Below are 13,142 nucleotides of genomic sequence, written 5' to 3'. Positions count from 1 at the left end.
ACAACATCGCTAGAAAGCCATAAAACAATAATAAGAATGGTGAAATAATGGTACACGGTGTATCCAAGAACGCGGATCTTGATCCGTCGATCATGCAACGAGAGATACGGCCATTCCGCTATCAGATGGCTGACTTCTTTGCGTTCGCCGGTGGCCCGGTAACCATGTTCCTAGGGTTTCTGATCTTTGCATCAACCCTAACAAACATTATTGGGCTTGGTAACTACAGCTCACTCTCAGACTTCCTCGTGCCGGTGACGCTGCTCTGCTACTTCTTTGCCAAGAAGTATGAGAAAAAGTACCCGTTGCGCCGACCAATGAACCCCAATGAGATTGATAAAAAGACTAAAAAACCATTGGGCGATGGACTCATTCTTATTGGTAATGACTTGTTAACCCAGGAGTCATTCTGGGTGAGTAACGACGATGCGCGTACGCATATGTTGGTGATGGGCTCAACTGGCTCTGGTAAAACAAGATTCCTCCTTTCATTGTTCTATCAAGCACTTTTGATGGGCAGTGGAGTGATGTACGTCGACGGTAAGGGCGATACCACTGTGTTCGGTCTGGTTTTCTCCATGGTGCGCCGCCTTGGTCGAGAGGACGACCTGATGGTGATCAACTACCTTACCGGTTCTAAGGGTGTTAACAAAGAGGATGACGGCACCCGTCTATCCAACACTAACAACCCCTTTGCCTATGGCCCTGCCGAAACTTTACGTTCGCTTATTGTGAGTTTGATGCCGGATAGCGGCGGCGACGATATGTGGAAAAACCGAGCTTCTGCACTGCTCGCGGCTACGCTGCAAACCCTTGTTTACCTTAGGGATACCGGTGAAATCAACCTAGACGTAGGGGTGATCCGGGACTCGCTTCCGCTGGACAGAATTTGCGACTTCACCCAACGTGATGACTTACCTGAAATTGCAATTACGCTTCTTAATAAATACTTACTGGAACTTCCAGGTTTTAACTTGGATGAGGCACTTGCCGGTAATATATCTGCCAAGTGTTACGAGCAACATGGCTATTTGATTATGCAACTAACAGGGGTACTTTCTGAGTTATCCTCTACATACGCGCACATCTTTGACGCACCTCTTGGCGAGGTCGACTATAAAGACTTGGTGTATAACAGACGAATCCTCTTTGTTATGTTGCCGGCGTTGGAAAAAGACCCTGATGCATTGTCTGGCCTTGGTAAACTCGTAGTTGCTGGTGTGCGAAGTGCGCTGGCGCCAGCACTTGGTGAAAAAGTTGAAGGTTCACACGAAGAGGTGATGGACGCCAAACCAACTAACTCAAACGTGCCATTCTTACTTATCATGGACGAATACGGCTACTACTCAGTGAAGGGCTTCTCGGTTGTAGCGGCCCAGGCACGTTCTCTTGGTATGAGTGTTGTGTTCGCTGGGCAGGACTTTCCAAGCTTTAAGAAAGGCTCGGAGGACGAGGCTAAGTCAGTAGTAGCCAACACCAACATTAAAGTTTTCATGAAACTAGAGGACAGCGGTGAAACACTAACATTGGCTGTTGATCGTGGTGGTGAAGGTGAAACGGCTGCCAGTGCCGGACATGAAATAAAGGGTGAATTGTTGTCGGGTTATGCAGATAACCAGCAGACGCGATCAGAACGTCGCAAACGTATCAACGTCCGTGACTTGGTGAGCCAAAAGCCGGGTGAAGCACACGTGATTTTTGGTGACATCCTGGTGCGCTGCAAACTGTACTTTACTGACCCGCGTAAATCGCCTGAGTACCGTATCAACAAGATGCTCATGGTGAACGCACCGCGTGGCGACATGGTGAAGCGAATCCACGAAGCCCGTGAGTCGGTCAGCAGGCTGTTCGAAAAGGGCCCGGAAACAAACCGGGGACGTCCTGCCGACCTCGATGGCGGGTTGAAGGCCTTGTTCAATGCTTACGGTGTAGCCATTGCTCGCAAACAAGATCCGGTGCTGGCCAGTCAGATCGCGTTTGGTCTGATGGAGAAGAAAGAGCGTCTTCTAGATGAAGCCTTCGTGCGGGCCTTGAAAGGTGAGGAGCCGACAGCGACCAGCGTCCAAGAGCCAGCCGGCCAGAGGCCGAATACAGCGACCTCTCCTGCAGCGGCCCCTGCACAGCCTCGTCCAGCCTCGCCTACACCGACGGAGCGTAAGGCCCAAGAGATTCTCAACCAGCCTCAGGAGACAGTGAAGCGAGGCGAGGAGCTTGAGAAAGCCATTGAATCGGGTCTGCCGTTCATGCGGGCGCCAGAAACTCCAGATGCGTCGATCAAGGCGGAAGCTGCGGACATCTTCGTTTCACTGTCGAGCATCATCACCGACACCGTCCGGGAGCACATTGATAAGTCCACGGTGGCGTTGTCGCCGGCAGCTCAAGAGAAGGCCTTACCTGTCCACCAGTTGGCCGCTATCGAAGCTGAGCGCGGTCTGAGCAAGGAGGAGGCAATGGCCGAAGCCCGACGCGGGATGGAGATCATCGACGAGCGCATCCAGTATCCGGCAGAACCGCAACCGACCAAGCTGTCGAAAGACACGATCAGTAAAACCGTGGAGCTGATGCTCCAGCAGATCGAGAAAAACAAAAACGCTGAAAGCTGATAAGCTTTTGGAATGAAAGGCGCAGAACTTGCGCCTTTTTCTTTTGCCAGCGCTCAGGATATCGCTGGCGCTGGACACCATAAACTCTCGCAGCCTGCTGTCATTTTGCCTTGATTGTTTCGGGTTGCTGATGAGATAATGCATGTATTGACAAGTCTCTTGAAGGGCACGGAAATGGCTGAAAAACGAGAAATACTGGGCAGCCTGGCAGCGTTGCACGCTGAACAAGCGGTGGGCTTTGTGGGTTACCCGCAGCAGTATGTGAAGGGCGCCACGCCGGAAGAATGTTTTATTCATGGCGTTGATGTCGCTGGTCAACCGTTCACGCTCGCTGTGGTTCCGCCTGAACGCCATCTCCAGGCGGCCAAGGAGTCGACCGACCGGATCGTACCCTCAGTTGCGTTGCTGTCCGATACCCGACGCACTGCGCAAATGCCTTGCGTTGCCATGCCGGACAACTCGCCGATCACCAAAACCGGTGGCATGATCCTCGCCGAACAAGTGACGGTGGTGGACAAGGCCAAAGGTCTGTACCGTTCGAACTGGTTGTCCGTACTTCAGGAGTCGAACCAGGTGCAGGCGCCTCAATTGGCTGTCGGCTACATGGAATCGACGTTCATTTTGAGCACCTCGAGCCCAGAAATTCAGGCCAAAAAACAACGCCTGATCCACATGAACGCCCAGTGGCAGGCAGCAGTAGCGAGAAAGGACGACAAGCCAGAGCAGATCGAGGATATCGACATTCTCGACTACCAGGCGCAGCGTGACAGCTTGTCCAGGGAGCTCTTCAACGAAGCCTACCTGAAGTGGTTTGTGGCCGTGGACGTGCAATACCGTCGTTTGCAGACCCTGCCCATGGACAATGAGGCCAAGGTGCGCAGCACGATCCTGGAGCTGATCGACAGCAACACCGTGCAGGGGATGTACGGTGGCGTCATCTTGCGTCCGGTTCGCGCAAACCACGACGTACGTGTCGTGCAGATGGACAGCATCCGTCGAATGAATGCCGAATTCGACTACAAAAACAAAGTGAAAAAGCCGATTGAGACCGCCTGGAATGATTTCATTACCAAGGGCGGATCGGGTTGGTTGAAGGTCATGAAGCGTGACGGGTATGAAGTTGAAGTGATCCCGGTGCAGCGAATCAACGCCGGCCCGATTTCCAACGCCAAGTTTGCGAAAGAGTTCCTGAAACCGGTGTTGCCGAAAACGATCAAGGCGTTTGTCGATACGTCCTTCTATCATTCCCCACACCTGAATTTTGCCAATCAGAATGCCTACCTGGCCTCGCCGATTGCGGTGCGTAAGGCTGAAAGCCTGGAAAAAGAGATTCTTCTGGGTAGCATCCACTCCTTCGGTAAAGTGATCGGCAACGCCATGGAGCTGGATAAGGACATGAACCGCACCCTGGAGTTGAGTCAGCGGGTTGAGCCCCGTGAATTTAAGCCTCGAGCCCCTGCCAAAACCCTCGAATACTAAGCTTACGGGTTGTGCCAAACCGCCCTCCGGGGCGGTTTGTTGTGCCAGGGCCCGCCCATTCGGCAATATTGTTGATATGTTGTATATTCCGCGCTAGCATGCGCTCCTTGTCCGGGCATCGGCCCAATAACTGCTGAGAAATAGATTGATGAAAACTGTAGAAGACCGTGTTAAAACCGTCGTTTCCGAGCAACTGGGTCTGAAAATTACCGAAGTTTCCAACGCGGCAAATTTCGTCGACGACCTGGGCGCCGACTCCCTGGACGTGGTTGAACTGGTCATGGCGCTGGAAGAAGAATTCGAGACCGAAATCACCGATGACGAGGCGGAAAAGCTGCAGACCGTACAGTCCATCATCGACTATGTCGAGAAAGCTAAAGCCGCCTAACTCGGGCCTCTAGCCAAAACCGTAGGTTGCGCGAGCGCCTGCGGTTTTTTCGTTTTTGACCAATCGAATTTCCTTCGACAGAAGGGCTTGCTTGACGTTCCACAGGTCTAAAAAGAAAGAAATAGGGCCATAAAAACCCGGTTTTTCGCTTGCAATATATAGCTTTAATTGCCAGAATCGCCGCACGATTGACAAGCTGCCCAGGAAAGCGTGCCGCGCAATGCCTGACAGTGTTTATTCCGAATGAAATGCTCTTGGAGAGATCATGATGGTTGACGTTGGAATTGAAGATACAGAGTCGAATGGAGCGGTAATCAAGGTTATCGGCGTGGGTGGTGGCGGCGGCAACGCGGTGAAGAACATGGCTCACACCATTGAAGGTGTTGAGTTCATCTGCGCCAACACGGATGCACAGGCCCTGCGCTCGATCACGAACGCGAAGGTCATCCAACTGGGCTTCAACACCACTAAAGGTCTCGGCGCCGGCACGGATCCTGCCAAGGGGCGTGAGGCTGCCGACGAAGATCGCGCCAAGATCGAAGAAATGCTCAATGGCACCGACATGCTCTTTATCACCACCGGCATGGGTGGCGGTACAGGCACAGGCGCGACCCCCGTCATTGCCAAAATTGCCAAGAGCATGGGTATCCTGACCGTTGCCGTGGTGACCAAGCCGTTCGATTTCGAAGGCAAGCGCCGCCGCATCACCGCTGAACAGGGCATTCAAGAGCTGCGCGAATGTGTTGACTCCCTGATCACCATTCCGAACGCCAAGTTGCAGGAACTGCTGGGCAAAGATGCCGCTCTAACATCGGCCTTCGCTAAGGCGGACGATGTGTTGGCCGGCGCTGTGCGCGGTATCTCGGACATCATCAAGCGTCCAGGCATGATCAACGTCGACTTCGCGGACGTCAAAGCGGTCATGAGTGGCATGGGCCTGGCCCTGATGGGCACTGGCTGCGCGTCTGGCCCGAATCGCGCCAAAGAAGCGACTGAGGCGGCGGTCATGAACCCGCTGCTCGCTGGCGTGGATCTGAAGGGTGCCCAGGGCTTCCTGGTGAACATCACCGCAGGCCCGGATCTGACCCTCGGTGAATACTCCGACGTAGGCCGGGTCATCGAGGATTACGCGCACGATGACGCCACCGTCAAGATCGGTACCGTGGTCGATATGAACATGCGTGACGAACTGCATGTGACTGTGGTCGCGACCGGCTTGAACGAGGCTACCCTCATTGACCAGAAAAGCGGTGCCAATCATATCCCTGTGATGCGTTCCAACCAGCACCAGCAGTCGCACCAGCACCACCAACCGCATGCGCAGACATACCAGGAAACGCCTGCTTACCAACGCCAGCCAGCTCCTGCTCCTGCGCCTGCACCAGTCCACCATCCTGTGCATGACTCGGGTCGCAATCGTCAAAGCTCGCCTCACGTGTCGGCGAACAACTTCCCGCCGATTGGCCACAACGAACGCCATGTGGCGACCGTTGCGTCCGAGCCGGCGTATGCTACAAACCGCGAGCCTGTTGCACCACAGCAGCATGCTGCCCAAAACATGGACACCGACTACCTGGACATTCCAACGTTCCTGCGTATGAAAAACCAAAACCAGTAATCCTTTGGTTCGGCGAGAGGCACCGGCAAACCGGTAGCCTTTCGTTGCACCAATGCTGAGAACAAAGCGGACATCCTTACGAGAGGCTGTCCGTTTTTTGTTCCAAGAATCTGTCCGCCGCTTCCCGCGATCTTTCGGTACTGTGCGTGGGGAAGGGCAACCAAGTTGAAAGGATCAGTTCGCCAAACCTAAATAAGGTTCAGGGGAGGGAAAAGCCCAGCAATGCTGGGCTTTTTGCTTTACGCAGCGGTTAGCTCACTGCGTTTTCGGCATCGAGTTCCTGCTCAGCTTGCCGGACTGAGCCATAGGCAAAGTCTAGGACTGCCACGGGTAACTCAGCCTGAAGCTCCTGAAAGGACTTGAACACTTCGTTTTTAAACGACAAGTCTGGCTTCTCGTTGGCATAAGCCCTTAGGTGAATACCCGAGCGGGTCATCTCGGACGAGCCTAGGAATTCACGCCAAAGGGTATCGATGGCCATGAGGTACTGCGTTCGGCAGGCGCTCATGTCTCGCGATAAGACCTGTTTCAGCCGGGCGTTGAGATCAAAACGAATCCATTTTTTAAGTTCGTCTCGCAGCCGCCCCTCATTCATGACCGGGGTCATTGAGTCGCTGAACAGCTGGTCAAACCAGTCAACCGACATACCCCACTGGCGTAACTTGGCTTTAAGGCCGTCGACATCCCAGGTTTCTTCGAAGCCGGCCAGGTTATCCAGATAGACCGTGATTAAGCGATCTACTGCAGGATCAATAAGCCCCATCAGCAGATTTTTGGCTTCTTCATCGCCTACCACCAGTACGTTTCTGCGCAGTCCGTATATAACATTTCTCGGCATTTCGATGACCGAGTCCTGGCGAAGCCCGGTTTTGCGCGATTCGTAGTAGAGCGACTGTTTTTTGCGCTGGGCATTGATTATCGCTTTGTTCGCCATCCGGTGTTCCACGTAGTCGTCTTCGACCAAGCCCAATTTGGTGAACAGCGACTTTAGGGTGTCCCCACCAAAGTTGGCCAGCAATGGATCCTCTAGCGACACGTAGAAGCGACTGGCGCCTGGATCGCCTTGGCGACCGGAGCGGCCCGTGAGTTGTTTATCAAGCCGGCGATCATTCAGTCGTTCCGAGCCGAGTACAAACAAGCCGCCGACCGCCAGCACCTGTTCCCGTTCGACCTGCAGTTGCTCAGGGGTTTCACCTTCCTGAAGGAATTCGGGGTTACCGCCCAACAGGATGTCGGTACCGCGACCGGCCATGCTGGTGGCAATCGTGATGGCGTTCAAACGACCGGCCTGAGCAATCACGGCGGCTTCGTTCTCGTCCTGCTTGGCGTTCAGGACGTTGTGCACCAGGCCCGCTGCCGTGAAGCGGGCTGAAAGGGCTTCTGAGTCTTCCACGCTGCCCGTACCGATCAGAATGGGTTGTCCCGTGGCATGGATGCGAGCGGCGTCTTCTACGATCTTGGCCAGTTTGGCTTCTTTGGTCATGAAGACCAAATCTGGCCATTCGGTGCGGATCAGTGGGCGGTGTGGCGGAATCGGGAGATAGGTCAGACCATAGAGGTCTGAAATCTCAGCGGCGACCGTTGCTACCGTGCCAGTCATGCCGGCAACGATTTTGTACAAGCTCATGTAGTTGGCCAGGGCTATCCGGCCATGTTCGACTGTCTCCGGACGGATTTCTACACCTTCCTTGCACTCAACCGCTTGGTGCAGCCCTTCATTCCAGCGTTTGCCCAATGACAACCGTCCGGTTTCCTGCTCAATGATAATGACCTTCTCATCACGGACGATGTAATCGCGGTCGCGGTGATACAACAGGCGGGCTTTGACTGTGGCCAAAAGGGCCCGCCACAGATAGGAGTTGGACGGTAACCAGAGTTCATTAGAACTTTCAATTACGCCATGCTGGATGAAGAATTGCTCAGCCTTCGCAATGGCCTGGTCGGCGAGGAAGGCGTTCTGGTATTTGGATTCGACACCTAGATCCGCTCCGATCTGATAACCATCCAGCACCTTACGCTCGAGCTGGGTGCGGGTGTCCTCAGGCATCTCCTGATAGGTGAGGGTAGCCACAAAGGCTTTGAGCTCTACCCAAAGAGACACGTCCAGCGAGCCTTCACCTGACAGCACCAGCGGGGTACGCGCCTCATCGATCAGAATCGAGTCAGCCTCGTCGATCAGGATGAAGTCGTGGTCGAGCTGCAGGACGGAATTGAAATCGTAAACCTGGTTGTCGCGCAGGTAGTCGAAGACGAACTGGCTGGGTGTCCCATAGACGATTGAGGACTGATACGCCTGCTGCCGCAACTCCGGCCCCGTTTGATCCTGAACGTAGCCACAGGAGAGCCCCAGGGCGTCGTAGAGAGGCGTCATGGCCAGCGCGTCCCGTTTGGCAAGGTAATCGTTGACCGTGACGGCCCGTGCATGGCCGTTCAACCCGTGCCAGGCCAGTGCGAGGGCGGCAGTTAGTGTTTTCCCCTCACCGGTGGCCATTTCGACGATACGGCCATCACACATGGCCAGAGCACCAACGACCTGCACTTCGTAGGGTTCAAGCTTCAGGACACGGCGACAGAATTGCACCGTGATCGCCATCGCCAGCAACATGCCGGTGCGGTCAAGCCTCCCGCGCAGGTTCTGAAAATTCTGGTGCAGGGAGTCCTCTGGGATCGAATCGAGGGAATCACTGTAGTGCAGGATCAGAGCGGCTTCACGTGTGTAGCGTTCAAGTTCCCGCCTTGATGATGAAAAACTCAGTTTCGGCAGAATTCCGGACAAGAACTCACGCATAAGTGCCCCTGGGGTCAAGTGTTTGAGCCCAAATACTAAAGCAATAAACATATGCCGTAAATTGACGCTATGACGACACCGGGATATTCTGGCTCTTTACGCGTGGCCGGATCGCCTGGCGGTCTCGACCTACATCATCAGATAGCTGACAGAGGAGGAGGCGGGACTGGGGCCACCTGAGCCGAGCTATCCCACCCTCAGTTCGACTGAGGTTCCCGCAAATTGCAGATGAAAATCAGAACGCTTGCCTCGTTTTTGTTGATTTTGTCCCTGAGTCCCCTGGCCATGGCCGCTAGCGAGACCCCAACCTCGCCGGATATCCCCATGCGTGACCCGGTGACCGGGAAGATGACCCGCCTCACGCCTGAAGACATTGCCAATGCCGATAAGGTCGCGGCGTATGTCGCACCGATTGATGGTGCCGCCGACTTGTACAAGGCCTATGTCAGAAACGGCTACCTGCCTTTTCACGCCATGCTCATGACCAACTGGGACGTCACCCAGGGGCTGCGCATCCTGGCCCCAAACATTCCAGAAAACCCGCAATTGGAAGGAAAGATTGCTGAGCTGAAAAAATCGTATCACCCTGCTAATTAATCTAAGGATTTACCCGATGACGTTTAACCCCGCCATGCTTGGCACGATGTTGAAATATCAGGAAAATTTGAACGATGTGTTTGACCCGGCCTGGCGCAGCAACCGCCACCGCTACCTGCGAGCTGCCGGCGTCGAGTGTGCTGAACTGATGGATGATTACGAGCATCACGGCCTGCGTACCGCCGTGGTGGAATGCAGCAAGCTGATCGAGCACTACGGCTACAAGTGGTGGAAGAAAAAGCCGAGCGGTAACGAAGAACAGCTCAAAGACGACATGCTCCGCTTGCTGCGAGCCCTGCTCACCAGTGGCGCCGTTTATCAAGGTTGCCCGACAGCGCATATCCTGGCTGACCTGGCGATCCCGTTTGATGGCCGCGTGTATTACACCGCATCGCTGTCGCCGCTGGAGAAAATGGATCTGATGATGGGCCTGTGCAGTGCCGGGCGCATCGACTTCAATCTGTTCCACGCGATCTGGATCGACCTGGGCCATTCGGTTGAGAGCCTACCGGCTGCTCACGAAGTCCTGGCGCTCGAAGCCCCGACCAAGACCCATGCGATGGACATCAAGCAGGCGATGCTTGAGGTGGTCGATATGGCGCATTTCCTGCTCAGCGAGGTAGCTCGTGAGGTCAACGACCCTGAGCTTGCCAAGGTCAAGTTGCAGGAGCTGTGGGACGACACCGGTACGACGGTAGATTTTGATGAAACGCTCTACATGCTCACCGCCATCGACGCTTCCACGCGCATGGATCTGATGGTCGGCCTGTGCTGCGTCGGGCGAATCAACTTCGAGTTGTATCGCCTGATCATGGCCGACATCGGGCTCAGCTTCCCAAGCCTGTATCGCATGTACGCGGCTAAAAACGTACTGAACCTGTTCCGCCAGCACAATGGCGACAAGCAGGGTGAGTACATCAAAGTCTGGATGGGTCGCGAGGATAACGTCTACCTGGCCGAGCTGATGGAAACCTGGACGGAAGAAGAGGGGATGGACGTGCTTTACGAACGTCTTGCTGATTGCTACAAGGAATTTGCGCTACAGGCCTAAGTGCCTCAGCTGAATTTTTTGAGTCAGGGTAACGCGAAAGGCGGATGGACTACGGGCCATCCGCCTTTTTTCGTGGCTGGTGCATCAATAGGCTGGTTTGGCTTATAGCGCCCATGGCGCAAACACTGCGCACCAGGCGACATCGGCGCCACCTGACGCTGAAATGCGTTTCTTCCTGGTGTTGAAGCTACACAGCTTTTTGATCGCTTGCTTGCAGCCGCAGCCACCGGCCACATCACCTTTGGCCAGGCCGCTGGCGACCCCACTGAAGCAGCCGAACAGATCCTTGGCGGGGTCTGCCATCGAATCAATGCCTTCCATGGTTTGCTCTTCTTTTTGACCGCTTGGGTCGTTGAAGTTTTTGATCTCCAGGCAGGATTTATCCGCAAACGAAAGTGAGGGCAGCAAGCAAAGCAGACCCACGAGCAGGAATTTTTTCATGGAAGGCTCCAGTGACAATATAAACAAATTATTGCAGAGCCGGAGCCGGTGCTCAAGGCGCATCAGAGTTACGATCTTATTCGGAGGTGAAGCCCCCTGAAACAATGTTGCTCCAGGTGGCCGGTTCAGGCTTAGAGATGGCCGCTAATGATAGAGGCAGTAATGACAAAAGTGGCGGCGACGATTGCCGGGCCAGCCGGAATCCCCTTGGCTCCAACGACTTGGACAAACATTCCTCTGGGTAGCCATTGCTTGTGAAACACGTACCACGTTACGCCGAGAAAAGGAATCAGGGGAACGATGATCCAGATCAGCTTTGGGCCTAGGAAAATCCCGCAGAGGGCGATCAAGTGCATGTCAGCGCACCCCATTCCCACCTGTCCCCGTATGGCCGCGTATAAACGGAAAGGAACATAAAGGCTAAAAAATGCAATCAGACCCGTCTGAAAAGCACCTGTCATATCTGCCCAATGTGGGCCAGTCGTCAGAATCATGGCGACAATATAGCCAGCAAATAGGACTGAATCGGGAATGAAACCTTCTTTAAGATCCACCATGGCGGCCAGAGAGAGGATCATCAGGAATACCCCTAGCACCAAACCATACATGCTGGGGCCAACACTGAGACCGACTGCACCAAATAGAAGCGCCCCGAACAATTCATAGCCCAAGTATTGGAATTTGATGGGCTTTTTGCAGCATCGCGACGTACCCCTCAGCAATATCCAGCTGATTATTGGAATGTTCCAGTAAATGGGTATCGGGGTGTTGCAGCATGGGCACTTTGAAAAGCCGCCCATCAAGGTGGGGATTTCAGCCTGATTGGCTAACTTTAGCTGTTTATTGTCTTTTTTGCGCAGCGCCTGCCACGTCGCTGCTTCTTGATCATTTTTGGCAATTTGATGTTTTGGCCAGCGAATCACCAAGACATTAAAAAAACTCCCCAGGGCCGCTCCAATCATCATAAACATGATCAGGAAACCCTGGGGCAGGCCTTCGTACAACGGCATGTTAAAAATCTGCATTTGCTACCTATGCATGGCTGAGTTCCATCCTCATGTCTTGATGGATAGTTGGCCAGACATGAGAGACAAAATGTTTAGCGAGGGGGTGTTGGGTTTTTTTGTGACGCAGGGGGTGCGCTTTACGAAGTACCAGTTCGAAGTTCTTCTCTTGGCGTGCATGCTTGATCTTGCCAGATTTAGCAGCGCGCTCATAGAGTAAATTCTCAAGGTTTTCATCCCAGTGCTGAGCCAATTGTTGCATGCCCATTGCGAGGAGTTGTTCCTTGTTTTGCTCTAGCAGATCTGCCAATTCTTTGAAATCATTTGCTAGGAAATGGTTGCAGATACTGTCGAACATGCCTGCCTCGTCGAGAGGAATATCCCAGACACCAACATTGTTCAACTCCAGCAGGGTGACGAGAACCTCTGGATCTGCCACACCAGATATGATTCCGGCAAAATCACTGTGGATAAGGTCAGCTGCGGGGAGATCCCCTATCTGAACTGTCATGAGCTTATTGCCAAGGGCAACGCTGGAAACAATTTTTAGATCCGTGCTAGTGTGAGAAAACTGCTTCATTATCTCGTGTCCAAGTAAGATTCGGTTTTTATACCGATTCATGTCAGTAGTGTCAACAACTGGTGCTCGTAGGGCTATGAAAAACCTAAACATTGGCTACATCGTGGAAGAAACCAATCGTCTGGGTGCATCCCGTTCGAAATTGTACACATCTTGTCCATGGCATGCGCTGGCTGAATGGCTGGTGAAAAGCTATAACCCTATGGGATTTCCGCCAGGTACGCGCATCGGTTCCCAGCATACTGATGGGGATCTGGTGCTGCATGTAAAGGGTGAGTCGGTAGTTGTCGGTGCAGCACTTTTATCGCTCGAAGGTGTGTTTCGTTTATACGACGAAGAAGTTCGAGCTGTACGGATTACCACTGAATTATCGATGTCTGACAAAGATGCCTACTACACTTCGGGCACGGTGGATAGCTACCTAAAGGTCGAATACGACAGTGCCATCAGGAAGATGAGGGACAAGCTCAACATCTACGTGCATGATCAGATCGACGCTGGCTACATCCTGGCGCAGTTCGCGGCCAACGATCACATGCACCCCTTCTGGAAGCCACGGATGTTCAACCGCGTCCGTGGGCTTTCCATGTAGG

11 protein-coding genes are annotated in these 13,142 nt (G+C 53.7%); 7 read left to right on the top strand and 4 right to left on the bottom strand.

Going from position 1 to position 13,142, the window contains the following annotated elements; translation table 11 throughout:
• Window positions 1-47 precede the first annotated feature (47 nt).
• The 4 genes from NQL71_RS33065 to ftsZ all read left to right on the top strand — a co-directional run bounded on the left by NQL71_RS33065 (window position 48) and on the right by ftsZ (window position 6,088).
• A complete protein-coding gene (locus NQL71_RS33065; RefSeq protein ID WP_274645058.1) occupies window positions 48-2,603 on the top strand; it encodes a type IV secretory system conjugative DNA transfer family protein in 2,556 nt (851 codons plus the stop codon).
• A 174-nt stretch (window positions 2,604-2,777) separates the two neighbouring features.
• On the top strand, window positions 2,778-4,082 hold the full coding sequence (locus NQL71_RS33060) for a hypothetical protein (RefSeq protein WP_274645057.1): 1,305 nt from the start codon (window positions 2,778-2,780) through the stop codon (window positions 4,080-4,082).
• A gap of 148 nt (window positions 4,083-4,230) precedes the next feature.
• Window positions 4,231-4,470: an acyl carrier protein gene (gene acpP / locus NQL71_RS33055; protein WP_274645056.1), complete on the top strand. Its 240-nt coding sequence runs from the start codon at window positions 4,231-4,233 to the stop codon at window positions 4,468-4,470.
• A gap of 268 nt (window positions 4,471-4,738) precedes the next feature.
• Entirely contained in the window at window positions 4,739-6,088 is a 1,350-nt protein-coding gene (ftsZ, locus tag NQL71_RS33050) for a cell division protein FtsZ (RefSeq protein ID WP_274645068.1), read from the top strand.
• Window positions 6,089-6,338: 250 nt separating this feature from the next.
• On the opposite strand, the gene NQL71_RS33045 is transcribed toward ftsZ, so the two are convergent.
• The gene (locus tag NQL71_RS33045; RefSeq protein ID WP_274645055.1) at window positions 6,339-8,876 is read right to left on the bottom strand and encodes a preprotein translocase subunit SecA; all 2,538 of its coding nucleotides are present in this window, start codon (window positions 8,874-8,876) and stop codon (window positions 6,339-6,341) included.
• 222 nt (window positions 8,877-9,098) lie between these two features.
• On the opposite strand from NQL71_RS33045, the gene NQL71_RS33040 reads away from it, so the two are divergent.
• Window positions 9,099-9,473, top strand: a complete 375-nt coding sequence (locus tag NQL71_RS33040) for a hypothetical protein (protein WP_274645054.1) — start codon at window positions 9,099-9,101, stop codon at window positions 9,471-9,473.
• 16 nt (window positions 9,474-9,489) lie between these two features.
• Window positions 9,490-10,524, top strand: coding sequence for a dUTP diphosphatase (locus NQL71_RS33035; RefSeq protein ID WP_274645053.1), 1,035 nt, complete (start codon window positions 9,490-9,492; stop codon window positions 10,522-10,524).
• A 102-nt stretch (window positions 10,525-10,626) separates the two neighbouring features.
• On the opposite strand, the gene NQL71_RS33030 is transcribed toward NQL71_RS33035, so the two are convergent.
• From NQL71_RS33030 to NQL71_RS33020, 3 genes are all read right to left on the bottom strand, one after another.
• Window positions 10,627-11,028, bottom strand: coding sequence for a hypothetical protein (locus NQL71_RS33030; RefSeq protein ID WP_274645052.1), 402 nt, complete (start codon window positions 11,026-11,028; stop codon window positions 10,627-10,629).
• Between the two features lie 68 nt (window positions 11,029-11,096).
• A complete protein-coding gene (locus NQL71_RS33025) occupies window positions 11,097-11,990 on the bottom strand; it encodes a prepilin peptidase (RefSeq protein WP_274645051.1) in 894 nt (297 codons plus the stop codon).
• A gap of 7 nt (window positions 11,991-11,997) precedes the next feature.
• The gene (locus NQL71_RS33020; protein ID WP_274645050.1) at window positions 11,998-12,549 is read right to left on the bottom strand and encodes a hypothetical protein; all 552 of its coding nucleotides are present in this window, start codon (window positions 12,547-12,549) and stop codon (window positions 11,998-12,000) included.
• Between the two features lie 76 nt (window positions 12,550-12,625).
• Here NQL71_RS33020 and NQL71_RS33015 point away from each other — a divergent pair, with 76 nt between their 5' ends.
• Window positions 12,626-13,141, top strand: coding sequence for a hypothetical protein (locus NQL71_RS33015; protein ID WP_274645049.1), 516 nt, complete (start codon window positions 12,626-12,628; stop codon window positions 13,139-13,141).
• Window position 13,142 lies beyond the last annotated feature (1 nt).

The sequence above is a fragment of the Pseudomonas serbica genome (assembly GCF_028823535.1).
Taxonomy (GTDB): domain Bacteria; phylum Pseudomonadota; class Gammaproteobacteria; order Pseudomonadales; family Pseudomonadaceae; genus Aquipseudomonas; species Aquipseudomonas serbica.
The sequence above is the reverse complement of the archived record's forward strand: the minus strand, read 5'-3'. Positions and strand labels throughout refer to the sequence as shown.

Excerpts from the sequence above, each read along its gene's own strand:
- NQL71_RS33065 (WP_274645058.1), top strand. The coding sequence starts at position 48 with ATGGTACACGGTGTATCCAAGAACGCGGATCTTGATCCGTCGATCATG.
- NQL71_RS33060 (WP_274645057.1), top strand. The coding sequence starts at position 2,778 with ATGGCTGAAAAACGAGAAATACTGGGCAGCCTGGCAGCGTTGCACGCT.
- acpP (WP_274645056.1), top strand. The coding sequence starts at position 4,231 with ATGAAAACTGTAGAAGACCGTGTTAAAACCGTCGTTTCCGAGCAACTG.
- ftsZ (WP_274645068.1), top strand. The coding sequence starts at position 4,739 with ATGGTTGACGTTGGAATTGAAGATACAGAGTCGAATGGAGCGGTAATC.
- NQL71_RS33045 (WP_274645055.1), bottom strand. The coding sequence starts at position 8,876 with ATGCGTGAGTTCTTGTCCGGAATTCTGCCGAAACTGAGTTTTTCATCA.
- NQL71_RS33035 (WP_274645053.1), top strand. The coding sequence starts at position 9,490 with ATGACGTTTAACCCCGCCATGCTTGGCACGATGTTGAAATATCAGGAA.
- NQL71_RS33030 (WP_274645052.1), bottom strand. The coding sequence starts at position 11,028 with ATGCGCCTTGAGCACCGGCTCCGGCTCTGCAATAATTTGTTTATATTG.
- NQL71_RS33025 (WP_274645051.1), bottom strand. The coding sequence starts at position 11,990 with ATGCAGATTTTTAACATGCCGTTGTACGAAGGCCTGCCCCAGGGTTTC.
- NQL71_RS33020 (WP_274645050.1), bottom strand. The coding sequence starts at position 12,549 with ATGAAGCAGTTTTCTCACACTAGCACGGATCTAAAAATTGTTTCCAGC.
- NQL71_RS33015 (WP_274645049.1), top strand. The coding sequence starts at position 12,626 with ATGAAAAACCTAAACATTGGCTACATCGTGGAAGAAACCAATCGTCTG.